This window comes from Rhizobium aethiopicum (assembly GCF_014197535.1).
Classification (GTDB): Bacteria; Pseudomonadota; Alphaproteobacteria; order Rhizobiales; family Rhizobiaceae; genus Rhizobium; species Rhizobium aethiopicum_A.
The window spans coordinates 115,007-136,513 of record NZ_JACIFV010000016.1 but is presented as its reverse complement, the minus strand read 5'-3'; the positions used below and the strand labels follow the sequence as shown (position 1 = coordinate 136,513).

The following is a 21,507-nucleotide window of genomic DNA, read 5'->3' as shown; positions in this document are numbered from 1 at the left end:
CGCATAAGACAGATCGTTATGGGTCATCGGGCGAGAAAAGCAGCGAGTCTTTCACTTGATGAAAGCCTCGTTTCCCAGGCCCGCGAGCTCAAGATCAACATATCGCGGGCGGCGGAAGAAGGTATCGCGAAAGCGATAAACGCGGAACGCGAGCGGCTGTGGCGGATCGAGAACGCCGAGGCGATCCGGCTCGAAAACGAGTATGTCGAAAAACACGGCCTGCCGCTCGCCAAGCACCGTCAGTTTTAGAGCGGTTCAGTTTTTGATTGAAGCGCAGAACCGCTCTGTCCCGACGTCGGAAATTGGAGAAGCCGTCACAGATCTATCGGGCAAAAGCGATGTCATAATCGGCGCCATGGACTTTCTCTTCCAAGGCTTCTGAGCCTTATCCCCTGCTCATATACTCCTTCACCAACCCCTCATAGGCGTCCATCTCCGGTAGCGCTTCGTAACTATACACCGCGCCTGTCTCGGCAAACGACAGCTTCTCGCTCGTCCATGTCTCGATGAACGGCGTGAACCAGCTCGGGTCGTCGAGCATGGTGACGCGCAGATTGACGAACCAGTCCATGCCTTCCGGCCGGGTGAACATCCAGCTCATGCAGTGCGGGCAGAAATAATGCCTGGTGGCGCCATGCAGGCCGCCGATAACAGGCTCGCCCTTGGTGACCTCGAAGCCTTCGCTGGGAATGGCGGCACTCAGCGAATAGGCGCTCGCCGTCATCTTCTGGCAGCCTGTGCAATGGCAGGCCATGGCCAACAGCGGCGGAGCGCTGATCTTCAAGCGCACCCGGCCGCAGCGGCAGCCGCCTTCCATGGGCAAATTCGGTGATGTCATGATATCTCTCCCCTTCCGTCCTCTGATCTAGAGGAGGCGGCGCCATTGTCGAGAGTCCCAGACGCATCTCAAACGCGGTTTATCGGGCGCGCGGGATTGCCGACCACCGTTGCACCCGCCGGCACATCCTTGGTGACGACGGCGCCCGCACCGACGATCGCGCCATCGCCGATCGTCACGCCGCCGAGGATGATGGCGCCGCCGCCGATCCAGACGTCGCTGCCGATTGCGACCGGCCGGGCGATCTCGATTCCCCTACTGCGAAGCGCCGGATCCTTGTGATGCTCGGCGCAATAGATCTGCACGCCGGGGCCGAACATGGTGCGATCGCCGATCGTCACGCTGCCGGAATCGAGGATGGCGCAGCCGGCATTGACATAGACGCGCTCGCCGAGAACGATATTGATGCCATAGGAGCAGTGAAACGGCGCTTCGATAAAGATATCGGAGGCGGCCTGTGCAAAAAGCGCCCTGAGGGCGGGGGCTGCGGCGCCGCGCTCGTCCGGCGGCAGCGTATTGTGGGCGTGGACGGCGAGCCGCGCCTGCCGGCGCAGGTGATCGAGATCGTCGTCAAGGCAGCAATACCACTCACCCGCCGCCATCTTCTCGCGTTCGCTTACGGTCATCGCATCGCCCTTCAAGCCGGGACCTGCGACAGCATCTCGACCTCCTGCCGTTCGATCTGCCCGACCCAGGCGCGGGCGATGGCAAGGCCGGCGGCATCGGCGCCACCAGCATGCCGCGCAGTCAGCTCGGCATAGCTTTGCAGCCAGCCGGGCGCGATTCGCTCGATCGTATCGGGGAATTCCGCCTTCCACTGCTCGACCACCGTTCTATCAGCCTCGAAATGAAACTGCGTGCCGTAGACGGCGCGGCCGATGCGGAAAGCCTGGTTTTCGGCGACAGCGCTGCTCGCGAGACGAACGGCGCCTGCAGGCAGGGAAAAGGTGTCAGCATGCCACTCAAAGGTGGTGAATTCGCCGCCAAGTGCCGAGAGCAGCGGATCGGCTCGGCCTTCGTCGGTGACGCCGATGCTGTGCCAGCCGAATTCGCGGGCGGTTCCGAGATGGTTGTCGGCGCCATAGGCCCGGGCAAGAATCTGGCTGCCGAGGCAGATGCCGAGCACGGCCTTGCCGGCATCGCCGAAGCGGCGCGCGAGCCGGGCGAGCTCCGGCAGATAGGGATGCGTCTCGTCATCCAGCGCGCTCTGCTCGCCGCCGAGAACGACCAGTGCGTCATGGCCGGCTATGTCCGGCGGTAGGATGCCATCCCTCCAGACCCGGAACCACTCGATCTCAGCACCCGCCTCGTCGAGCGCCGTGGCAAGCGCGCCGAGGCCGGTGTTGCGCATATTTTCGACGACTGCGACTCGCATAGGTTCTCCCCGGTGGTCGGCAGGAAGAGACCATGCCGAAGAACGGCGCGCAAGATGCTTGCGCATGCGCGATTGCGTCCGCACGCTGCAACGGCTTAAATCACGGCAAACGAAAGGAAAGCGCCATGACCGAAAAAGCCCGCGTCTCGATCCTCTACTGCACCCAGTGCAACTGGCTGCTGCGCGCCGCCTGGATGGCGCAGGAGCTGCTGAGCACCTTTTCCGACAGTCTCGGCGAGGTGGCGCTGATCCCCGGCACCGGCGGCAATTTCGAAATCCGCGTCAATGGGGATCTCATCTGGGAGCGTAAGCGCGACGGCGGCTTTCCCGGGCCGAGGGAGCTGAAGCAACGCGTCCGCGACATCATCGAGCCCGGCCGCGATCTCGGCCATGTCGACCGCGTCTCGCACGAAAGCTGACCAAGCACGCTCAGCGATAGGGCGAGCGGCAGACCCTGTAGACGCCTTCATAGGTAAGGAAGTGATCCGTCCGCGGATTATAGGAGCGGTATTCATTGGTGCACCAGGCGATATGCTTGTTCATATCCCGTGCTGGCTGCACCTGGCGCACCGGCGGCGGGTCATAGGTCAGCTGCGGCCGCCCCGCCGCGCCCGGCAGATAATAGGTCGGCCCCGCGCCGCGCGGACGATAATTCGGCTGGACATAGGCCGGGCGATGCCATTGCTGCGGCCCAAAACCGAAGCAGCCGCGAAAATCGCAGAGCGTCGATCCCGTGTTGACCGGCCCGAGACCCGGCTTCGGCGAATCAGCGCCCGCCATGACAGGCGCAAAAACGGCAAAAAGGCCGGCGAGCAGAAGCGTGCGGGCAGCAGGCATGAGGCATTCCTTTCGAGACTCCCTCTATATAGGGCGTCCGCAGCGGAGCGCTATGCTTCCCCTCCGGCCGCTCCCTCGCATGTGATTGGCTGTTTTTTGCAGACTGTCAGGAAAACTTCAAAAACCCAGTTGACAGTCACGAGCCACCCCCTTACATCGCTCTCCGTCGCCCAGATGGCGGAATTGGTAGACGCGCAGGTTTCAGGTACCTGTGCCGCGAGGCGTGGAGGTTCGAGTCCTCTTCTGGGCACCAAATTCCCACTTTTCCCGGTCCACTGGACATGAGGAAAGCACAAAAAGCCCGGTTTTTCCGGGCTTTTTTGTTACTTGGGCCTCGTCGCTGCCCACCGACGTCCACTTGCATCCACTGCCTTTGTTGGTACTCTCGTTGGTATTCATCGCTACCAACGCACCCGCGCCTATTCCGGTACCAACAAAATGGCCCTCACCGACGTACAAGTTAGAAATCTGAAAGGCCAGCCGGTCGCAAAGAAATACAGCGATGCTGGCGGCCTGCATCTGCTCGTCACGCCTGGCGGTTCGAAGCTCTGGCGAATGCAATACCGGTTCCACAACAAACAGCGGACATTGGCCTTCGGGGCGTATCCGGCCGTGAGCCTTGCTGACGCACGCAAACGCCGCGACGAGGCCAAGAAGCATCTTGCCGCCGGCTTGGACCCTTCCCACCAGGCCAAGATCGAGAAGATCGTCAGCCGCACGTCGAATGGTACCACCTTCACCGTTATCGCGGACGAGTTCCTGGCGAAGGTCAAGCGCGAGGGCAAGGCGACGGCGACGGTAGCGAAGAAGGAATGGCTTGTCGGCCTTGCACGTGGCGATCTGGGCAAGAGGCCCATATCTGAGATCACGGCCGCTGAAATCCTCGTGCCGCTGCGCAAGGTCGAAGCAGACGGGAACTACGAGACAGCACGCCGGCTTCGATCAACGATAGGCCAAGTCTTCCGATACGCGGTCGCTACGGGCCGGGCGGCAAACGACCCAACCGGCGCGCTAAAGGGCGCGCTCATCGCGCCCACTGTGACGCACAGGGCCGCTGCCACCGAACGGGATTCGTTCGCCGGGCTTCTCCGGGCTATATGGGCCTACGATGGCATGCCCGAGACACGGGCGGCTCTGAAGCTTATGGCGATCCTCTATCCGCGCCCCGGCGAACTGCGACAAGCGGAATGGTCGGAATTCGATCTGGACAAGCGGGAGTGGATCATTCCATCGGAGCGAGCCAAGATGCGCCGGGAGCATCGAAAGCCTCTCCCCGATCAGGCGGTCGCGATCCTGAAGGAAGTCCACAAGCTCACTGGCGACGGTCCGCGCGTCTTTCCTGCCGTCCACACCCGACAGCGCCCGATGTCCGAAAACACGCTGAACGGGGCGTTGCGACGCCTGGGCTTCAGTTCGGACGAAATGACGAGCCACGGCTTCCGGGCGACGGCCTCGACCCTATTGAACGAGAGCGGCAAATGGCCCGCTGACGCTATCGAGGCCGAACTAGCCCATGCCGGCGCGGACCTGGTGCGCCGCGCGTATCACCGCGCGCTCTATTGGGATGAACGTGTCCGCATGGCGAAATGGTGGGCGGACGAAATCGACGCGCTCCGCGCCGAGAAAGTAGACATCTTCTCATAATCGGGCGGCCGACGGACGGTCAGCGCAAATCGATGACAGCAATGATGCGAGGATAATTTTACGCTAGGTAAAATGAGGGGTGGGGAATGAAACGGATGAAGATCGCGGCCGGCTTGGCCGCGGCATTGAGTTTTGCGAGTTGCCAGACGAATGCGGAATACCAATCACAACTCAACGCAAATCTAGACGCCCGGTTGAGCGCCTATCACGGCACGACCTTGGCAGAGTTCACCGCGCGGACCGGTCTTGTTCCGGTCAACGCTTATCCCGTCGCGGGCGGCAAGGTGTTCGTGATCGAGGGCGCACCGGTCTATATCACGCTTCCTGCAACGCAGGTCACGCCGGGCATTACACGAGCATCGGCCTGCCAGCTTCTCATTCGAGCCGCTTTGACAGGGACCGGCGGCACGGCGGACGATTGGAAGATCGTCGGAACATCGCGGTCGGGACCGTGCAACAATCTGCCGGTGTGAGTTGCGCGGGCCAGCTATTTCCAGAGGGGAAGGCTCTCCCATCCCTTCGGGAACCCCATCGTGTTCATCGTCACGTAGGGATTTGTCGGGAAGGTCGCCATGTGGGCCTTAAGCCGCTGCGACCACTGTGTGCGGGGGTTCACCGCAAGAAGCAGATAACGTGCGATGGCACAAGCCGCGTAAATGCGGCGGTTGGTGTGAGGCGCTGTTGCCAAGTGGTCGAGCAGCGGAACGGCGCCCCCGGCTGCTAGCTTCGGCTGGTCGATCAGTGGCTTGTTCCAGAGCCGCGCGTGATGCGCGCAGGTATTGCGCACCACGGACAACGATCGAACCCAACTGGCGAACAAGTCAGGGCGAGGAACGCCGCACGTTGTTGCAATAGCGTTGGTGTCGACCCACTTCAATCCCGCGAGAAAGTGCGACAGCGGGCCGAAATCAAGGAGCTCGACCGCGATCCAGATCGGCATGTGAGATTTCGGATATTTCGTTCGGAAGTGGCCGGCGAATTCCTCTTTTGATCCGATGGCCTTGTCGTCAAGGCGAGCGAGCCAATCGGTGTGAGGAACCTTGCCAGACGTAGGGTTCTTGGAGGTGAATCGGCGGTCTAGAAGCTTCGGCTCGCGGTGCGCCCACGGATCATGTTTCCCGACCGTCAGCGCTACGCCAGTGCGGACAAAAACCTCAATTCGCTCGAGAACGTCAAGAAGCTGAAGCCGAAGCGTCTTGTCGAAGGCGTAAAGGTCAGTGGCCCACTTGAATTCGGTTCCGGGCTTGAAATCGTCGAGTACGACAACGGCGCCGTTCGCGGATTTGGTCGTCTGACGGAAGGGGTACCAATAGGCGCTCAGTCGATAGTAACCCAACCGGGATAGATATTCCGTCGCCTTCGGAACATCGTCGATGACCATCCCCCGGCTCTGAAGCAAAGCAATCTGATCGGCAACGGCCCGGTACGGCTTGGAATATTGCGACAAACGTTTCGTCACCCTAGAAACGAAGAAGGCCGACCCTTGCGAAGCAGAGGGGCCGGCCGTGTTGGGATGATAGGTGGCGTAGAATGCGCTTCGTGTCAAGGCCGGGGCGAGCTCGCTGACGCGGATAAGCCCCTATGGCAAACCAATCGCAAAGATAACCCCGCCGTGGCGGCCAAGAGGCCGGTATCGATCAGCGATTTTCACTGACCGCTGATTGAACCATGCCGCGCGCCACGGCGCGAGGAACGAGCCCCGTTTCCCCTCGAGCGATTGCCTCGCGGATGAGATCGACGGAATTCGGATCGGTGAACATGTCTGCAAGCTGGTTGATGTTGCCGCGTAGCGTTGCCCGGCTCAGAGCGTCCCCGGCATTCGCGATCAGGCTAGCGCCGAAGGTGCCCGCGGCATTGGCGGCGCGTTGAGCAAGCGGAGCCTGCGACAATTCGGCATTGGCGGCGCGGTTGAACTCCGTTGCGCTACCGATCGGCTTCCGGCGCCCTGTGGCGCGCAAGACGTCCAGCAGTTCGGGCGCGGCGGTCGCCGCTGTCTGGTCAGGGAGTGAGCGGAGTATCGCGTCCAGGACCGCGTTGCGTGGCTGATTGCCCGCGATGTCCTTGGCGAACTTGGCACCTGCAAATTCCCGGTCGCCTGATTGCGTCTCCGTCGCGGCGCGGGCGTAGCGATCGGCGATCGACTGGCGGGCAAGGGCTTGCGCCGTCTCCGGATCTTGCGCCATTAGACGGGCCATTGCGTCGGCTGTTTCGCCTTCGGAGCCAACGAGCGGATTTCGCGGCAGAAGCGCGTCGCTGGCCGAAGAGGTCGTGTTCGCGGCGGCTACGCGCCCAAGCGGGCCTTCCGCGACAGGCTGAAGCTGCTCGCGGCGTAAGCGCGCCTGTTCTGCCAAAGCCTGGTCGTATTCCGACGAAACGTTGCTGGCCACGTCGCGGGCATTGGCGGCGGCCTGCGTGTTGAGCGCGCCTATCTCTGGCGCGTATCCGGGGTTCGCACGCACGGCTGCGTTCTCGGCGGTCAACGCGGAGCGAAAACGCGCGAGTGCCGTTTCGACGAGGCGACGGGCGGTAGTCGGTGCGTCAGGCTGCATGGTTGCCTCCCAATGCATGAGCCTTGATGCGTTCCACCGCGGAGATCGTGCGGGCACGCTGGCGCTCGCGAATGGAGAGCTCGAGTGACGCGTTGTGCAGTTCGTTCTGCAGCCACCGTGCGCGGTCACGAACGTCAGCGAGCAAATCGGCTGGCCGGTCCTTCCACGGTTCTACTTCGCCCCAAAGGGCAATCATCGCGGCAGCCGCTTCGATCGCTGCATCAACGGCGCGATCGTCAGAAGGCACATTTCGCCAGATCAGGCTCCAGCCGATGTTGTCCTTGGCTCGCATCAACAGCACTAAGAGTTCATCGCGATGGCAGGGCAGGAGGCGCGGACCGGCTCTGTCGAAGGCGTAGCGCCGAATGGCGTCCAAAGCGAACGACGCCGCGCGGGTGTTGCATGCGGCTTCTCGTGGTTCTGCCGCTAGCGTCAGCTCGTCTTCGACGTAGTGAACGCGCGACCAATAGGCAGCGTGCTCCCGGTGCTCCCGTTCCGGGTCGCAGTCGGCAGGCGCCAGGCCGTCGTAACTACCATCGTCGTGAGCATCGAAAATGCTTGCCACAGGCCGCACCTTTTCCGTTTCGTCTAGGTGACTGTAGCGGAGGCAACGGCGCAAAAAGAGCGGCCAAAACGGCAGACTTTTGCGAATGCCATGGCCGTTGCAAGTTCCAAAAGTTCCAGCAAATCGGATTTTTGTTTTGGCGCCGGTTGCGGTTTTCGCGAGCGCGTTTGGACTACCCCAGGGGGCGGTATCGGGGTTCACCCCTTACGGCCAGGCGTGGGTCACCTTGCGACGGCAGTGCGGAGGTCTATTCTGGCGAAGGCGCGCAACATTGCTGCCGCCAACCAACAACCACTGACATCGACAGAGGAAAACCAATGCATCGCTTGGAACTGCCGCACGACATCCGCAAGCTGATCAACGCCGCTATTGCAGTGGTGGCCGGCGAGAAGGCGGCAGACAAGCCGCCCGCCAGCAACGTCATCCCGTTCCGTCGTGCCGCTGCGGGTGGACGAGTGCGGTAGCATGTACGCAAGGGTACACCGCTGCGGACAATAAAAATTCGCTTCTGCGGATGTCCGTATGGGTTGACATTACATCAACGTACATGCTTTAGTTCGTACACCACCCAAACGGACAGGAGCATGACATGACAACGCCACCTCGCCCTAATGAATTCGAGGCCTTCACGAAAGCACACAAAGAAATGCGCAATGCCCTCGACAAGGGCGATCGCAACACGGCCCGCCTAGCGGCAGAGGAAATCGAGGGCATGGCGCTGCACACGGAATGGCCGCGTCTCCGCGATCAGTGCAATGAAGCCCTCGCCGAGTATGCGCGGCTCCTTGGCGCGAAGGAGGCGTAAGGATGAGCAAAACAATCCTCTACGCCCGCGTGTCGACCGCTGATCAGACGGCAGCGCATCAACTCACCCAAGCCCGCCAAGCGGGCTTTGCGATCGATGACGTCGTGAGCGACGAGGGCGTTTCGGGCGTCAGCGTGCCCCTCGCAGAACGGCCGCAGGGTAGGCGTCTGTTCGACATGCTTCGCAAGGGCGACACGCTCGTCGTCCGTTGGGTCGATCGGCTTGGCCGCAACTACGCCGACGTAACGGACAATATTCGCGAATTTATGCGCCGTGGTATCGTCATTCGCACGGTCATCAACAACATGACGTTCGATGGTGCCACGTCGGACGCGATGCAGATGGCTGTACGAGATGCGCTGATCGCGTTCATGGCTGCGACGGCACAAGCTCAGGCGGAAGCGACGAAGGAAGCGCAGCGAGCCGGTATCGCCCATGCCAAGGAGCTGGATCGGGCGAAGGCATACAAGGGCAGAAAGCCGAGCTACGACCGCGCGGACTTTGAAGCGGTCCAGATGATGCTCACGAACGGCACAGGCGCTTCGGAGATCGCAAAATTAACCGGTCTGACCCGTCAGACTGTTTTGCGCATCCGCGCCGATGGGCAGGGCGCTGACGAGGCGTTACGCGCCTGGGGGCTATGATCCCCTCTCAATCGAAAATATCGGGGTTGCGCGCCTTCGCTCGCCCCTCGATTGCCCGAATGCTCGCCGCAAGTTCCTCGCTCGTCATTTCGTGCGGCTCTTTGATTGCTGTCGGATCGCGCCGCTCGAAGAAGCCGGCGACCCTGAACAAGGTCGCTGCGGCCGTCGCGCGTGCCGGCGACGTCGATTTAGGATCTTGGCAGACATCGATTGCCGTTCGATAGGCAATCTCGACGCCATCCGTCGCGATCTTCTCCAATAGCGCCCGCTGACGTTCCTCAATGCTGTTTGCCACCTCAAATTCCTTTCATCCAAAAATGTCGTGCACGGTGCAAAGGCTTTCCAACTCGCGCTCGAGATCGGCAATACGTCTGCCGAGGTCTTCGGCTTCAGCGTCGACTGCCGCGGGGCGGATCGCTTCAATCGATCGTCTAGCCGCCTCCGCTTGGTGGCGCTCTTGTCGGTGCCGCTCACGTGGTCCAGGCGGGCCGGGCTGATGCGCTCTATGCCAACTGTCGTGTTTGGCGCGTTCGTCGGCTGTCATTGCTGCCAAACGCGCGGCACGTTTCTTCGCGGCCTTTTCCCGATCTTTGAGCTTGCGGTTTAGCTTCGCCTCTGCATTGGGCGCTTTCACATTGGGCCAACGCGGTTTGTGCCATCCGTCGGCTCGAGGCGTGCGACCACCATGATAGGCGCACTTTCCATTCTCCAATGCGAGTTGCTGACAAGGCTGCCCGTCATGCTTTCGCTTGGCCTCGCACCTGGGGCGTGAAGAACGGAGGCTCCGGTGCCAGTGCAGGATCGCGGCGCGCGCCTGCTGGCGCTGTTGGACCGTCGCCGTCATCCTAACCGCCGATCAGCCCACAAGGCGTTTGAGGTATTATGGAATTGGACCCCAAGCAGTGTGAGCGCTCCGCAGTAATACGAACTGCAGCAGGACAACATGCCCGCTCTCGATTTCCGTTTGCCTTCCCTTTGTCTTGCTCTGGCGCTCTTGTGGCTTGTGGTAATTGTGGCTTGCGCGTCACGGATACATTTACAAGAACAAGGAATTTAAGAGATAGATTAGGAAAGAGAGGGAGTGGCGATTTAAATATACCTCGCGCGCACAAGCCACAACTACCACAAAAATGACGGCAAACGCTCATTCTCCGCCCTCCAGCAGTTTCCGCCGTGCTTCGGCCGCCTGAATGATGCTTTCGTGCTTCCTCGCCCGTTCCGTCCGTTCCAGTTCCGCGCGCTTGGCGAACCGTTCGTGGATCTGCGGATTTACGCGCCAGGCGGTCGGGCCGTCGGCCGCACGCTCCTTCACGACCAACCAACCGGCTTCCTCGAGCGCCATCGTGGCGTGTAGGAGCCTGCGCAGATTTTCCCCGCCCTTGAGCGACGTTCTAGCGTTGGCGATATCACGCCGCTTTATTTCGGCTATGTCCGGCCGCGTGAGAAGATAGCCCGCCAGTCCAATCGCCTCTTTGTGGCTTGGGTCAGGGTCGAAATACTGCGTATAGAACGCCAACGAATGACGCAGCATAAAGCGGCAAAAGGCCAGTGCTCGATTGGCAGTGTCGCCCTCTATCGGCAATTCAGGTTGCGCGCCCTCGAACACCCCAAACTGCTCGATCACGTGAAAGATGAGCATGAACCGCGCTGCGATCTTCTCCCATTTCGACGTATGGCCCTTCCACGCACTGCTCGCGCCCGTCAGATCCTGCAAAGCGATCACTTGATCCATGAACGCTTTGAACAGCGTGCGCGCGGCAGGGGAGAGCTTTACCGGCTGCGGAAAGACATACTCCGCTGTCGCCAGATGACGGATAAGCGCCCTGTAATTTGCGGCCGCCTCTTCGTCTTCTTCCTCGTCGATCCGCGGCACACGAGCGCCATCGTCCAGCACAAACAAAAAGCGCTGGAGCAGTCCGTCGGTCTGCAAGTCTTTGACCAGCGGGCGCAGCTTGTCGGGCTGCGAACCGGCCAGGACGCCCATGAGCGCGTGCTTTGCAAACAGGTTGCCCGTCGTGACGCGGTCGACTGTGACGCTGTCGCCGTCGAATAGACGCAGCATCATGGATCGGTCGCCTCCGCCCGACTTTTTGTAGGCGCCAAACGTCTCGAGCATGCCGGCCAGTTCATCCGTTGAACGCATGATGCCGCGGGGATTGTCGGCGTGAATGCCAACCTGCTTTTCGGCCGTGACATCGTCCACGAATGCCCGCCGCAGCGGTGGCTCCTGCGGAATAGGCTCACCCTTGCGCGCGGCTCGCTTGGCGGCTTGCGTCCACGCCGCATGCTTCGGTCTGTCTACCGCAAGCCATTCGCCATCCAGCGCCTTCAGGGGCTTCAGCGCGGTACTAATGACGGGCGACTTCGCGCTGCCGGGATCGGCGACGAGTACGCACCACAATGCGGCAGGCTCGGTCCATGTCGTATCGCGGTCGCGTACCTGAATTCTCAAGGACGCGCCGATAGCGCTGCCGATTGTCGCGAGAGCCGCCGCCGCCGTGAAGGCTTCAGACGCCCCCTTGCGCCGGGCCTCGCTGCGCACCAAACGCGCTAGCATAGGAGGAAGGCAACCGTCTGGCGGGGTTCTCAGGCGTGTCGGCGCGTCGTGCCCGAAGATGTCTTGCGGTGCGATGGTGTCGTCGGAACCTGAGTGGAAGAGATCGCGGAGTTCCTGCTTTTCGACTTCGGACAGCTCTGGATGAGGCAGCACATACATCGGGTCAGCGAACTTTCGCACCCGATCGATAAGCCACGTACCCGAGATCCTGTCAGGTGGGGATGACTTGTAGTGCTCCCACCGCGCCTCGGTCTCTGCGTCATCGTGCTTGGCGGATTTCGCGCTGAATGTCCGAAATGCTTCGTATCCGTGCGAGCTTCCGTGCGCCGCGTCATAGAACGCCATGCCTGTGCTATTGAAGTCATCCCAATCGAGATCGGTGTTCGGCAGCTTTTCAGCGACATCCATAAGCTGCGCCTCAGTCCACTCCGTCCTCGTCGTAAAAGACTGGCCGACTTGTCTGTCGCCGCGTTCGCGACTGGCGGCAGTGTCGACATCGAGAGCTTTAGCGGCGTCAGCTAGTCGAACTTCGCGTTGCTCGTCACCGCCAACGATGCTGCACATGTTCGGCGCGCCCTTTGTGTGCCAGCTACCAGGCCAGCGCATCGGGTGGCACAGCGCGGCGGCCGTCGCGTCGCCGCCAGCCAATTCCGCGGCCTGCTTGCGGACCGTTCGCAGCAGCGCCTTCTCTTCGTTCGTCACTGCCGGCGACGTAAGCCGCCAGTACAGATGCAGCTTTGGTTCCGGCGAGCCGTCCGGCGCGGTCCAGATGCCGCCAGAGGCAACTACGAGAGTTGCGGGGCCAAGAACCGCCTCGAGCGTTTGCCTGCCACTCGTCGGGTTTCCGTCCAGATCGACGATGATGGCGGGGCCTGCCAATACGTCCGCTTCGCTGGCCTTGCCATGCTCGTTGAAAACGCAGACGGGCGGCGCGAACACAGCAGCCTGATCGGCCGGACGTCGGGCAACACGCGTGGCGGCTTCCACGGCACTCGCCACCGGCTTTCCGGCCAGCGGTTCCCATTCCGTCAATACGGGCGCGTTGCCCTTTTCGTTGGTGAACGCTCGGAGTGCCAGGCGACCACCGAACGGCTTGCGATCATCGCCAACACAGCGCTTGAACACCGCGTGCACGAAACGCTGCATCTCATTCGGATCGGCGGTCAGTTCCGTCGTGTCTGCCTTCGGGGTTTCGACCTCTTGTTCCGGCCGGGCAAGTGCGCCACTCAGCTTTGACAGCGAAAGAGCGCCCTGGCGGGCCCTGTATTGCGCCGCGAAACTAGCGTCCGATTGCCTCGACGCGCCGGAATTGCTATATTCTCCAAGCATTACTGAACTACCTTTCGGACCGGTCGAGTCTATCCCGCTCGGCCGGTCTATCGTTTTTCAAGTGTTGTCGACGATGAGTTTGAGGTGCCCCTGCCGGCGTCGGGCGCGGACAATCTTGGGCGACCTCGCTCTTTCTCCGGCGGCGAGCGCCGTGCGCATCAGATCCACGCTGTGGCGCGTCACGGCCTGCCGGCCTTCGATTTCTGCAGCGGCGAGGGCGCCAACCTGTCGGTACGCCCGAACCCATCTCTCGGACCGGCCAAGCAACAGCGCTGCTTCGGATATCGGGATTGGGTCGATGACCGGCGCGTTCTGAACGAGCTTCAAGGCGGTATTCCTTTGTTGGTCGGTGAACCGAAAGGATAGGCGTGCTAGCGGTGCAAAAATATCGGGGTTTGGGCGCTGATTTTGTGCCGCGTTCAAAACCCGATGCCGCCCTACGCGGTTTCCCCAAAAACAACCGCACGGAACCCATCGCCGGGGCTGCGGTGCTTCGGTCGGTAGCCCTTGCCGGCCAACATCCGGCGCGCCGTTTTGACCGTTTGCTCTAGTAGCCAGGTAGACGCGAGCCGCGCGTGCTCCACTGTGATGTCGCTTCTTTCAACTGTCTCAACTTCCAGCGCGACTTCGAACAACTCTCCGCTGTCGATGATCGCCTGTATCTTGGCTTCCGCCGCTTCCCGGTCAGTTCCGGTTTTTGCGAGACGGGGTTCGAAGCGCTTGAACATCTGAAAAGCGCAATGCGCCCTGATCATCAGGCTCAGCGCTGCCGCATCGGCGAGAGGCGGGAAACCGTGTTCGTCGGGCTGATATGCTGTAGGCCCAAGCCATCTGCCGAGGTTTGCCCGAATAAAGCGTTCTATTTCCCGCTCGATATCCTGTGCGAGAAGCACTCCGTGGTTTTCGCCCTCGGGCATGTTCCGTCCTAAGACCGCCGCTGTCCGCCCGAACACGTCCGATGTGTTCCCGCTCAGGCCGACGAGGGTAAACGCCACGCCAACCACGAGCGCCTTTCGGCGGGCTTTCGCAGCGTCCGCAACGGTCGGCCGGGCGTAAGCGTCATATGCCTCGCGCGATTTTCTGAGCGTCATTTCGAGCGCCAGTCGCTCAATCAACTCGTCGTCGGAAGTCGGATACGCTGCCTCAAGCTCTCTCTTCTGCATATCCGCTCGCAGTCGAAAGCGCATCTCGCGATAGCGCGTGAGCGCCGGGTTAACGTAACTGGTGACGAGATATGGTTCTCGGTCGGTCTTCCATGGGGCCAACACTGCCTCGGCGCGTTCGGCCCACCCGACGAAAGTTCGTGGATGCAGTTCCTTGTTTGGGCGGCCACGGGTCATCAAAGATCCCTCGCCTTCAGGCCGCATTGGCTCGTTCGCTCATCCACGCCTCGACGGCGCGTAGCGACCAGCGCGAAGAGGCGCCAAGCTTGATCGGCTTCGGGAACTCGCCGGCCTTGATCATCTGGTAGATCCGGCTGTCCTTCAGGCCGATCATTTCCTGGACGTCAGCGAGGCGAATAAAACGGTCAGTGGCAGTCATCTTTTGCTCCTGGTTTCCTGCGGACCCATACGGCCCGCTATAAGTGCAAAGATAACCGATCTGGACGCTCGCCGAAAGCACCGCCAGCGCAAAACATCCTGATATTTCAATTAGTTAGTGCAATACAACCAGCATACAAAGTGGTGCAATCGACTGATTTCACGCCGGAATTACGCTGCGATCACAAATTATTACATGCTCGACACCGCGAAGCTGCGCGGCTCCCAAGGCCGTCACCCACTAATAAGCCAAACTAGTGTTGGCACTATTGTTGGTACTTGCGCCGCTGCACGCAAATATTCTGATTGAATATCAAAAACTTATCTCTTGAATTTACTGCCTCTTCTGGCACCATTTCCTTTTGATCACTGCCTAGATCAAATATTCAAATCATTCCAAAATTACGCACTTGGCTCTGTTGACAGAGGTCATTGACCTGCTTGTCTGGAGACTGGTTCCAAGAGCGATGCAGGTTGAAGGCTTGTTACGCCGCCATATGGGGTGTCGTCTTCCCGCTATCCGATACGACCGACAAAGCCGTAATGCCGGCTTCCCTGGCGGCGCGAAGAAGCAATTCCCTCAATTCCTCCATCCCGGCCTCTCCCGCGACGGCATCGTCGCAAGCCTTCACGGCCGCGACATATTCCTCTCCATCGTCGAACGGCCAATCGATGATCAGAACTTCGGCTGCGTCTCGGAGCGTCTTGACGATCCTTCGCCGACCGCCAAGAAAGAGGACAAGAGGTGCAAAATTCGGTGATGCGTTCCATTGCATGACACTTTCTCCCCAAAGGTTAGAATATTAGTAATGGTGCAAGAAGCATGCCGGGGAGCGGAAGGCGCGTTCGTTGCCCGATAGAGCAGCGTTTCATGAATGATTTCGGCAAGAGATGAAATGAGCGGTGCGGACGCGGTTCCATGTTCAGGGCATGGCCGCCTGCGGAATACTCAGCCGCGTCTTCCGGCGTCCCGCAAGCCCTCCGGCGGGCACGCCTGCATCATCGCACCGCCGCTTGGGATTCTTACCGCACCGGCTGATAGTGGCCGCGGAGCGGAACCTTTTCGCCCATGGTGACGAAGCCATCGCGGTCGCAGACATACATCAGAGTCGGCATGCCGCCGGAGCGGAAGATGTCGTCATAGCGGCGGCGGATCTGAACGGTCTCGGTGCGGCAATTATAGGATTCCTCTTCCTTCTTGTCCGGCTGCGCCTTGACGCCGGGAAGGCCCTTGTAGGGATAGAGGGGTTGAACGGTCGAATCCACGGATTTCGTCCAGTCGACAGCGAAGGCTGACGCCGGGGCGAGGCTGGACAGGACGCCGATAGATATCAGAAGCAACAGCCGCATGGGAACTCTCCTGCCGGCGACAAACCGCTTCCTCTGAATGTAGGAAAACCGACGGCCCGCATCAAGCCGCCGCGGCGGGCGATTTCCTGAAATAGCCTCCGATGACGGGGTGGCCGAAGAGACCGACGAGGATGGCAATGGCGGCACCCAGGAAGAACCCGGCGAGGAAGCCGCCGATGATACCGGCGACCATCAGGATCTTCTTCCCCGGACCGTCGGCCTTGACCGGCGGTTCGGCCGGAGAGATGACGCGGATGTTGCTCTGGCTGAGGTTCTGTTCCTCGCTCGTCTGGCTCGAGCGCTTGAGCACCGTTTCGTAGATATCGCGCGCCGCCGTCGCCTTGCGCTGTAATTCGTTCAGCTCCACCTGCTTGTCCGAGGTCGTCGCCTGCAGCGCCTTCTGAACGGAGAGCTCCTTGGCGACGCTGTCCTCGGCAGCCTTGGCCTGCTCGTATTCGCCCTTTGCCGAGGTGGCGAGGCGCTGCAATTCGCCCCTGATTTCGCCTGCTATGCTCTGCAGCGAGGAGCGCGCCGCCTGCAGGCGCGGATGACGCGTGCCCATCTGGCTTTCGAGGCTGCCGACGGCGGCGGCCTGGGCGGCATATTGCTGACGCAGGCTGACGAGCGGCGAGGTGACGCCGCCCTCCGCCTGGTTGCCGGCGACGATGTCTTCGACGCGCAGATTGGCGACGGCATCGGCGCGGGCCTTCGCCTGGATGGTCTTTTCCTGCGCCGTCACCAAGAGCGTGTTCAGCGAGACGAGGCGCTGGTCGGAGATCAGGTTGCCTTCGGTCGCGGCCATGTCGTTGTCGGCCCGGAAGGTTTCGACCGCCTGCTCGGCCTCCAGCACCTTCTGACGCAGGTCGGCAAGGCGTCCGTCCAGCGTCGAGGAGGTGTTTTCGTAGAGGCCGTTCGAGGCGCTGTTTTCCTCCTCGGTAAAGGAGGTGACCACCTGGTTGGCAAGCCGTGCGGATTTCTCGGGGTCATTCGTCGTCGCGGCGAGCGAAACGACATAGGTGCCGGTCTGGCGGGTGATGACGAGCGCCTTCTGCAGGGTGCCGATGACGGCCGCGCCATCCGTCCTGCCGCCGTTGAATTCCGGATCCTCGTCGAGCTTCATCGCCCCGACGACGCGGCGCAGCACATTGCCCGAAGTCAGAATCTGCACCTGGCTGTCGATCAGCGCCGAGATCATCTCCGGCGACGAGCCTGAAGATTGCGCGCCGGCCTCGGCAAGGCCGATCTGACGCGGATCGAAATAGAGGCTGCTGACGGCAGTGAATTTCTGGCCGATCAGCGGCGCCACCACGCCGCCCCCGACGGCTCCGACAAGGGCCAGCACAAACACCACCAGCCGGCGGCTCCAGATCGCCGCGATGCTGGAGCGGAGGTCGAGAAGCGGGGCGGCGGGCGCGGATGTGTTCTGCAGCGGCACGTTGGCCGCAGGCAGTTCTGGGGCCGCAGGCGGTTCGACGGCAGCGGCGGGCGGCGGCTCGGATCGACGGATGTCTGCAAGCCGTGCCGACGGCGGCACGAAAGGCGGTGGGGCGGGTTGGGGCTCGGGACGGGCGAAATCATCCGGACGAATAACGGGACTGCGCGGGCGCACGCCTTCCGACGCAGTCGGAGACGGCTCGTAACTACGCCAGCCAGGCAGCCGGCTTACCCTGTTCCTGTCATACTGGCTCATACGCGCACTCGTGTCCCGCCCAGCGTGAAAGACTGAAGCCGAGGTGCCGAGACTTTAGAAATTCTTAGCTAACGGACCGTTAAGATAGGCGCAGCGACGTCGATGTTGCGATTTTGCCGTGATTGCGAGGATAGCCATGAGGACGACACGACATCTGGTGGCGCTGCTGCTTGCGGCCGCCCTCATGCCGTCGCCGGTCTTTGCGGCCGGCGCGCCGTGTTATCGCGGCGTCAATCTTTCCGGCGGCGAATATAGCGAGCGCGGCGCCGTCTACGGCACGAACTACATCTATCCGAGCGAGCAGACGATCCGCTATTTCGCCGAAAAGGGCATGACGATAATCCGGCTGCCGTTCCGCTGGGAGCGGCTGCAGCCGGCGCTCGGCGGGCGGCTGGACGAAGACGAACTCAAGCGGATCAAGGATACTGTCGGCCTGATCCGAAAGCAGGGCATGGCCGTTCTGCTCGACCCGCATAATTTCGGCTATTACGACAAGGCGCAGATCGGCACCGCGCCGGCGACGGACGCCGCGTTCGCCGACTTCTGGGCAAGGCTCGCGGTCGAATTCGCCAATCAGGACGGCGTTCTCTTCGGCCTGATGAACGAACCGCACGACATCAAGGCGACGGACTGGCTCGATGCCGCCAACGCGGCGATCCGCGCCATCCGCGCCGTCGGCGCTCGCAATCTTATCCTCGTACCGGGGACCGCCTGGAGCGGCGCTCACAGCTGGGAGGAGGATGTGATCGGCGGTGCCAACGGCACTGTCATGCTCGGCGTGCGCGATCCGCTCGATTTCTACGCTTACGAGGTCCATCAATATCTCGACGTGGATTCGTCGGGAACTCATGCCACCTGCGAAGGCGCCGCCGCCGCGGTCGAGGCCATCGCCGGCGTCACCGCCTGGCTGAAGCGGAACCATAAACGCGGTTTTCTTGGCGAATTCGGCGGCTCCGCCGATAAGGACTGCATGAGCGGCCTGAGCAAGATCTACGCCACCATGTCCGATAATAGCGACGCCTGGCTCGGCTGGTCCTATTGGGCGGCGGGCGAATGGTGGCCGGCGGACGAAGCTTTCAACGTTCAGCCGGGCAAGGGCCCTGAGCGACCGCAGATGCGGCTTCTCGCCGCTTCGGTGAGGGCCGATGCCGGCGCCTGCACCGCCGTCAAGCCTGCGGGGAACTGACCGTGGCAGCCGTCGATCAGAAAGCAACGACTTTCACCGCGGCGGGCAACCGCCTCGATGCGGCCGGCGGGGCGTCGCGTATCGACCATCCGGTGCTCTGGCTCGGCCTGCTTTCGATGCTTTATAACGGCATTCTCGCCTTCATCAACCACAACATCATGCCGCTGTCGATGACACATGTCGCCGCCAGCGAAGGCCTGATTCTGGCAAGCGCGGTCATCTACATCCTTCATAAGGGGATCTACGAGACGGATCTGCCGGCCTTCCTGTTCCTGCTGTTCACGCTTGTCGTGACCATCTATGTCAGCGTGCTCAACCGCATGCCGTTCGTTGATCATTTCCGCAACGTGCTGATCATCTTCTGCTTTACCGGCCTCGGCGGCTGGAGCAACGAGAGAACGATGAAGCTGGCCTTCCGCTGGGCAAGCCTTACGGTGCTGATCTTCCTGATCTTCGAGATTATCAGCGTGCCCTTCTATGTCAGCATCGTGCATCCGTCCGATTATTTCGCCAATACGCGCGGGCTGCTGCCGCTGAGCTACAACACGACAGGCCTGTTCCAGAACGCGCTGGGCTTTCCCGAGCGCTTTTCCTTCGGCATCATCGACCATCGCTCGTCGTCAATCTTCCTCGAACAGGTGTCGCTTGCCAATTTTTGCGGTGTGATCGCCATCTACCTGATTTCGATGTGGGAAAGATTGGGGCGCTGGGACCGGCTGCTCTTCATCAGCACGGCGGTGCTGATCCTGGTGACGAACGATACGCGCACAATGCTGATCTTCTGTTTTGCCTGTATCGTCGGCTATTTCGTCTTTCCGAAGATCCCGCGGAATTTCAATCTGGCGCTGATGCCGCTGATCGTCGCCGCGGGGTTCGTCGTCTATACCCTCAAACCCAATGCGACAGGTGACAATTTTACCGGCCGCATCAACCTGACGATGAAGAAGATCATGGAGCTCGATCCTCTCGCCGTACTCGGGCTTTCGGTCGACAGGGTCGCAGAGTTCGCCGACAGCGGTTATGTCTATCTGATCTACGCGGCGACGATCTTCGGCGTCGTCGCGCTCTGGCTATTCGTCTGCCTCTTCCCCGCCGGCCGTACGGCGGCGCAGCGGCGCTGCGCTCATTCACTTTCTCTTTTCATTTTTCTGAATATGATGATCGGGGGGACCGCCGTTTTCTCGATGAAGATTGCCGGCCTCTTGTGGTTCGTCGTCGGATATATGCGCTTCCACGACAGCCCGCGCATCCGACAGGGTCGCGCGGCAGATGTACTGAGTTGACCGCAGCGGCACGGTGGAAACCGGCGTCCGCGAGCCCGAGGAGCAAGACATCAGATGCTTGTCCAGCTTCAATATCTGCGCGCGGTTGCGGCGCTGATGGTTGTTTATTTCCATGCGATATTGCAGCTTGCCAAGGTCAATCCCGCCGTCGACGCCACGGCTTTTCTTTATGGCGAAACCGGCGTCGATATCTTCTTTGTGCTGAGCGGTTTCGTGATGTGGCTGACGACGAGCGGGCGCGCGATCAGTTCCATCGATTTCGCGCGCCGCCGCATCAGGAGGATCGTGCCGCTCTATTGGCTGGCAACCTTGTTTTCGGCTATCGTGGCGCTGGCTGCCCCGTCATTGCTGAAATCGACGGTGTTCGACCTTCCGCATCTCATCGCCTCGCTGCTCTTTCTGCCATGGGCCAATGCCGCCGATCCAAGCACGATCACCCCCATCGTCGTGCCGGGCTGGACGCTGAATTACGAAATGTTCTTCTATTTCATGTTTGCGCTGCTGCTGCCGCTCTCGGAAACCCGCCGGATCCCGGTAATGTTTGCCGTCTTTGCCGTGATCCTGATTGCCTGCCGGCTGCTGCCGGAAACGACGGCCACCAGGTTCTATGGCGAACCGATCATGCTTGAATTTCTCGCCGGCGTCGTGCTCGGCTGGCTTTACGAGCAGAAGGTGCTTCTGCCGAACCGCTGGGCATGGGCGGCACTGGCCACCGGTTTTGTGTTCCTCTTCATCAACGAAGCGCTGATGCCGCCGGAGAGCCGGTTCTACGCCTGGGGCATTCCGGCGATCTTCATCATCTACGGGGCAGTTTCCATCGACTTTTCCCGGCTGCGGGTTCTGGGATGGCTGAACTATCTCGGCGACTGCTCCTACAGCATCTATATCACCCACGCCTTCACGCTCGCTTTCCTGAGGGTGGCTTCGGACCGCCTGCCGATCGGCATCTTGCAGCAGCCGGTGCTCTTCGTGATCCTGGGGCTGGTGCTGTCGTCAATCGGCGGCGCAATCGTCCATGAAATCACCACGCCGCGCCGGAAGGTGGCCGTGGCAGTCCGTCCGCCGGCCTAACCCTTCGAATTCACGTTCCGCCCCACATCCTTGGTTTCTCGCCTCTCGATGTCGCAAATTGCTCATCAGCTTTCAGCGACATGCTTTAATTTCATTCACTGAAGGCGAGAATACACATCCGGGCGGCGCTGGCGGCACAGCGTTTTGAGCAACTTCTCCTAAGCTGATGTCGCGATGAGAGAACTTGCAGGAACGTGATGGTTTATCTTGCAATTTGTCGCATAAATGAAAGTGCGCCGGCCT

General features: G+C 61.1%; 26 protein-coding genes and 1 tRNA gene. 11 read left to right on the top strand and 16 right to left on the bottom strand.

Translation table 11 applies throughout. The features are described 5' to 3' along the window. The first annotated feature begins 18 nt into the window (after positions 1–18). Positions 19–249: a type II toxin-antitoxin system CcdA family antitoxin gene (locus GGD53_RS20725; RefSeq protein WP_184458741.1), complete on the top strand. Its 231-nt coding sequence runs from the start codon at positions 19–21 to the stop codon at positions 247–249. A 136-nt stretch (positions 250–385) separates the two neighbouring features. Here the strand turns inward: GGD53_RS20725 and GGD53_RS20720 are convergent, their stop codons facing one another. The 3 genes from GGD53_RS20720 to GGD53_RS20710 all read right to left on the bottom strand — a co-directional run bounded on the left by GGD53_RS20720 (position 386) and on the right by GGD53_RS20710 (position 2,213). Beyond that, positions 386–838: a GFA family protein gene (locus tag GGD53_RS20720; protein WP_184458740.1), complete on the bottom strand. Its 453-nt coding sequence runs from the start codon at positions 836–838 to the stop codon at positions 386–388. Positions 839–906: 68 nt separating this feature from the next. Beyond that, positions 907–1,464 carry a sugar O-acetyltransferase gene (locus GGD53_RS20715; protein ID WP_184458739.1) on the bottom strand — a complete coding sequence of 186 codons (558 nt, stop codon included), beginning with the start codon at positions 1,462–1,464 and terminating at the stop codon, positions 907–909. Positions 1,465–1,475: 11 nt separating this feature from the next. Beyond that, complete coding sequence (locus GGD53_RS20710) at positions 1,476–2,213, bottom strand: type 1 glutamine amidotransferase (protein ID WP_184458738.1); 738 nt, start codon at positions 2,211–2,213, stop codon at positions 1,476–1,478. A gap of 125 nt (positions 2,214–2,338) precedes the next feature. Between GGD53_RS20710 and GGD53_RS20705 the strand changes: the two genes are divergently transcribed. Beyond that, the gene (locus tag GGD53_RS20705; RefSeq protein WP_184458737.1) at positions 2,339–2,632 is read left to right on the top strand and encodes a SelT/SelW/SelH family protein; all 294 of its coding nucleotides are present in this window, start codon (positions 2,339–2,341) and stop codon (positions 2,630–2,632) included. A gap of 10 nt (positions 2,633–2,642) precedes the next feature. On the opposite strand, the gene GGD53_RS20700 is transcribed toward GGD53_RS20705, so the two are convergent. Then, positions 2,643–3,050: a BA14K family protein gene (locus GGD53_RS20700; RefSeq protein WP_184458736.1), complete on the bottom strand. Its 408-nt coding sequence runs from the start codon at positions 3,048–3,050 to the stop codon at positions 2,643–2,645. Between the two features lie 168 nt (positions 3,051–3,218). Here GGD53_RS20700 and GGD53_RS20695 point away from each other — a divergent pair. The 3 genes from GGD53_RS20695 to GGD53_RS20685 all read left to right on the top strand — a co-directional run bounded on the left by GGD53_RS20695 (position 3,219) and on the right by GGD53_RS20685 (position 5,167). Beyond that, a tRNA-Leu gene (locus GGD53_RS20695) sits at positions 3,219–3,303 on the top strand. Positions 3,304–3,488: 185 nt separating this feature from the next. Beyond that, positions 3,489–4,694, top strand: a complete 1,206-nt coding sequence (locus tag GGD53_RS20690; RefSeq protein WP_184458735.1) for a tyrosine-type recombinase/integrase — start codon at positions 3,489–3,491, stop codon at positions 4,692–4,694. Positions 4,695–4,780: 86 nt separating this feature from the next. Beyond that, positions 4,781–5,167: a hypothetical protein gene (locus tag GGD53_RS20685; protein ID WP_184458734.1), complete on the top strand. Its 387-nt coding sequence runs from the start codon at positions 4,781–4,783 to the stop codon at positions 5,165–5,167. A 14-nt stretch (positions 5,168–5,181) separates the two neighbouring features. On the opposite strand, the gene GGD53_RS20680 is transcribed toward GGD53_RS20685, so the two are convergent. The 3 genes from GGD53_RS20680 to GGD53_RS20670 all read right to left on the bottom strand — a co-directional run bounded on the left by GGD53_RS20680 (position 5,182) and on the right by GGD53_RS20670 (position 7,808). After that, positions 5,182–6,141 carry an Abi family protein gene (locus GGD53_RS20680; protein WP_246717843.1) on the bottom strand — a complete coding sequence of 320 codons (960 nt, stop codon included), beginning with the start codon at positions 6,139–6,141 and terminating at the stop codon, positions 5,182–5,184. 190 nt (positions 6,142–6,331) lie between these two features. Beyond that, positions 6,332–7,174 (bottom strand): hypothetical protein, encoded by an 843-nt coding sequence (locus GGD53_RS20675; RefSeq protein ID WP_184458733.1) that lies wholly within the window; start codon positions 7,172–7,174, stop codon positions 6,332–6,334. A 58-nt stretch (positions 7,175–7,232) separates the two neighbouring features. Continuing rightward, a complete protein-coding gene (locus GGD53_RS20670) occupies positions 7,233–7,808 on the bottom strand; it encodes a hypothetical protein (RefSeq protein WP_184458732.1) in 576 nt (191 codons plus the stop codon). 317 nt (positions 7,809–8,125) lie between these two features. Between GGD53_RS20670 and GGD53_RS20665 the strand changes: the two genes are divergently transcribed. From GGD53_RS20665 to GGD53_RS20655, 3 genes are all read left to right on the top strand, one after another. Then, the gene (locus tag GGD53_RS20665) at positions 8,126–8,272 is read left to right on the top strand and encodes a hypothetical protein (RefSeq protein ID WP_010028750.1); all 147 of its coding nucleotides are present in this window, start codon (positions 8,126–8,128) and stop codon (positions 8,270–8,272) included. A gap of 125 nt (positions 8,273–8,397) precedes the next feature. Beyond that, positions 8,398–8,613 (top strand): hypothetical protein, encoded by a 216-nt coding sequence (locus tag GGD53_RS20660; RefSeq protein WP_010028749.1) that lies wholly within the window; start codon positions 8,398–8,400, stop codon positions 8,611–8,613. A gap of 2 nt (positions 8,614–8,615) precedes the next feature. Next, positions 8,616–9,257: a recombinase family protein gene (locus GGD53_RS20655; RefSeq protein WP_184458731.1), complete on the top strand. Its 642-nt coding sequence runs from the start codon at positions 8,616–8,618 to the stop codon at positions 9,255–9,257. A 7-nt stretch (positions 9,258–9,264) separates the two neighbouring features. Here the strand turns inward: GGD53_RS20655 and GGD53_RS20650 are convergent, their stop codons facing one another. The 9 genes from GGD53_RS20650 to GGD53_RS20610 all read right to left on the bottom strand — a co-directional run bounded on the left by GGD53_RS20650 (position 9,265) and on the right by GGD53_RS20610 (position 17,724). Next, positions 9,265–9,552, bottom strand: a complete 288-nt coding sequence (locus GGD53_RS20650) for a hypothetical protein (RefSeq protein ID WP_184458730.1) — start codon at positions 9,550–9,552, stop codon at positions 9,265–9,267. A gap of 12 nt (positions 9,553–9,564) precedes the next feature. Continuing rightward, positions 9,565–10,101, bottom strand: coding sequence for a hypothetical protein (locus GGD53_RS20645; protein ID WP_184458729.1), 537 nt, complete (start codon positions 10,099–10,101; stop codon positions 9,565–9,567). 300 nt (positions 10,102–10,401) lie between these two features. Beyond that, positions 10,402–13,143, bottom strand: a complete 2,742-nt coding sequence (locus tag GGD53_RS20640; protein WP_184458728.1) for a DUF3987 domain-containing protein — start codon at positions 13,141–13,143, stop codon at positions 10,402–10,404. Positions 13,144–13,200: 57 nt separating this feature from the next. Beyond that, positions 13,201–13,470: a hypothetical protein gene (locus GGD53_RS20635; RefSeq protein WP_184458727.1), complete on the bottom strand. Its 270-nt coding sequence runs from the start codon at positions 13,468–13,470 to the stop codon at positions 13,201–13,203. Between the two features lie 110 nt (positions 13,471–13,580). After that, on the bottom strand, positions 13,581–14,483 hold the full coding sequence (locus GGD53_RS20630; RefSeq protein ID WP_184458726.1) for a hypothetical protein: 903 nt from the start codon (positions 14,481–14,483) through the stop codon (positions 13,581–13,583). Positions 14,484–14,499: 16 nt separating this feature from the next. Then, positions 14,500–14,685, bottom strand: a complete 186-nt coding sequence (locus tag GGD53_RS20625; RefSeq protein ID WP_010030001.1) for a helix-turn-helix transcriptional regulator — start codon at positions 14,683–14,685, stop codon at positions 14,500–14,502. Positions 14,686–15,169: 484 nt separating this feature from the next. Continuing rightward, positions 15,170–15,460 carry a DUF982 domain-containing protein gene (locus GGD53_RS20620; RefSeq protein ID WP_184458725.1) on the bottom strand — a complete coding sequence of 97 codons (291 nt, stop codon included), beginning with the start codon at positions 15,458–15,460 and terminating at the stop codon, positions 15,170–15,172. Between the two features lie 247 nt (positions 15,461–15,707). After that, entirely contained in the window at positions 15,708–16,034 is a 327-nt protein-coding gene (locus GGD53_RS20615) for a hypothetical protein (protein ID WP_184458724.1), read from the bottom strand. Positions 16,035–16,095: 61 nt separating this feature from the next. Further along, entirely contained in the window at positions 16,096–17,724 is a 1,629-nt protein-coding gene (locus tag GGD53_RS20610) for a GumC family protein (protein ID WP_184458723.1), read from the bottom strand. 136 nt (positions 17,725–17,860) lie between these two features. Between GGD53_RS20610 and GGD53_RS20605 the strand changes: the two genes are divergently transcribed. The 3 genes from GGD53_RS20605 to GGD53_RS20595 are packed head-to-tail and all read left to right on the top strand — an operon-like array spanning position 17,861 to position 21,264. Further along, on the top strand, positions 17,861–18,910 hold the full coding sequence (locus GGD53_RS20605; protein ID WP_184458722.1) for a glycoside hydrolase family 5 protein: 1,050 nt from the start codon (positions 17,861–17,863) through the stop codon (positions 18,908–18,910). Positions 18,911–18,912: 2 nt separating this feature from the next. Next, positions 18,913–20,193: a hypothetical protein gene (locus GGD53_RS20600; protein ID WP_184458721.1), complete on the top strand. Its 1,281-nt coding sequence runs from the start codon at positions 18,913–18,915 to the stop codon at positions 20,191–20,193. A gap of 54 nt (positions 20,194–20,247) precedes the next feature. Further along, a complete protein-coding gene (locus tag GGD53_RS20595) occupies positions 20,248–21,264 on the top strand; it encodes an acyltransferase family protein (RefSeq protein WP_184458720.1) in 1,017 nt (338 codons plus the stop codon). The last annotated feature ends 243 nt before the right edge of the window (positions 21,265–21,507 follow it).

Bases quoted from the DNA above. Each gene is read 5' to 3' on its own strand.
- GGD53_RS20725 (WP_184458741.1), top strand. From the start codon at position 19: ATGGGTCATCGGGCGAGAAAAGCAGCGAGTCTTTCACTTGATGAAAGC.
- GGD53_RS20720 (WP_184458740.1), bottom strand. From the start codon at position 838: ATGACATCACCGAATTTGCCCATGGAAGGCGGCTGCCGCTGCGGCCGG.
- GGD53_RS20715 (WP_184458739.1), bottom strand. From the start codon at position 1,464: ATGACCGTAAGCGAACGCGAGAAGATGGCGGCGGGTGAGTGGTATTGC.
- GGD53_RS20710 (WP_184458738.1), bottom strand. From the start codon at position 2,213: ATGCGAGTCGCAGTCGTCGAAAATATGCGCAACACCGGCCTCGGCGCG.
- GGD53_RS20705 (WP_184458737.1), top strand. From the start codon at position 2,339: ATGACCGAAAAAGCCCGCGTCTCGATCCTCTACTGCACCCAGTGCAAC.
- GGD53_RS20700 (WP_184458736.1), bottom strand. From the start codon at position 3,050: ATGCCTGCTGCCCGCACGCTTCTGCTCGCCGGCCTTTTTGCCGTTTTT.
- GGD53_RS20690 (WP_184458735.1), top strand. From the start codon at position 3,489: ATGGCCCTCACCGACGTACAAGTTAGAAATCTGAAAGGCCAGCCGGTC.
- GGD53_RS20685 (WP_184458734.1), top strand. From the start codon at position 4,781: ATGAAACGGATGAAGATCGCGGCCGGCTTGGCCGCGGCATTGAGTTTT.
- GGD53_RS20665 (WP_010028750.1), top strand. From the start codon at position 8,126: ATGCATCGCTTGGAACTGCCGCACGACATCCGCAAGCTGATCAACGCC.
- GGD53_RS20660 (WP_010028749.1), top strand. From the start codon at position 8,398: ATGACAACGCCACCTCGCCCTAATGAATTCGAGGCCTTCACGAAAGCA.
- GGD53_RS20655 (WP_184458731.1), top strand. From the start codon at position 8,616: ATGAGCAAAACAATCCTCTACGCCCGCGTGTCGACCGCTGATCAGACG.
- GGD53_RS20645 (WP_184458729.1), bottom strand. From the start codon at position 10,101: ATGACGGCGACGGTCCAACAGCGCCAGCAGGCGCGCGCCGCGATCCTG.
- GGD53_RS20640 (WP_184458728.1), bottom strand. From the start codon at position 13,143: ATGCTTGGAGAATATAGCAATTCCGGCGCGTCGAGGCAATCGGACGCT.
- GGD53_RS20630 (WP_184458726.1), bottom strand. From the start codon at position 14,483: ATGACCCGTGGCCGCCCAAACAAGGAACTGCATCCACGAACTTTCGTC.
- GGD53_RS20625 (WP_010030001.1), bottom strand. From the start codon at position 14,685: ATGACTGCCACTGACCGTTTTATTCGCCTCGCTGACGTCCAGGAAATG.
- GGD53_RS20620 (WP_184458725.1), bottom strand. From the start codon at position 15,460: ATGCAATGGAACGCATCACCGAATTTTGCACCTCTTGTCCTCTTTCTT.
- GGD53_RS20615 (WP_184458724.1), bottom strand. From the start codon at position 16,034: ATGCGGCTGTTGCTTCTGATATCTATCGGCGTCCTGTCCAGCCTCGCC.
- GGD53_RS20610 (WP_184458723.1), bottom strand. From the start codon at position 17,724: ATGAGCCAGTATGACAGGAACAGGGTAAGCCGGCTGCCTGGCTGGCGT.
- GGD53_RS20605 (WP_184458722.1), top strand. From the start codon at position 17,861: ATGAGGACGACACGACATCTGGTGGCGCTGCTGCTTGCGGCCGCCCTC.
- GGD53_RS20595 (WP_184458720.1), top strand. From the start codon at position 20,248: ATGCTTGTCCAGCTTCAATATCTGCGCGCGGTTGCGGCGCTGATGGTT.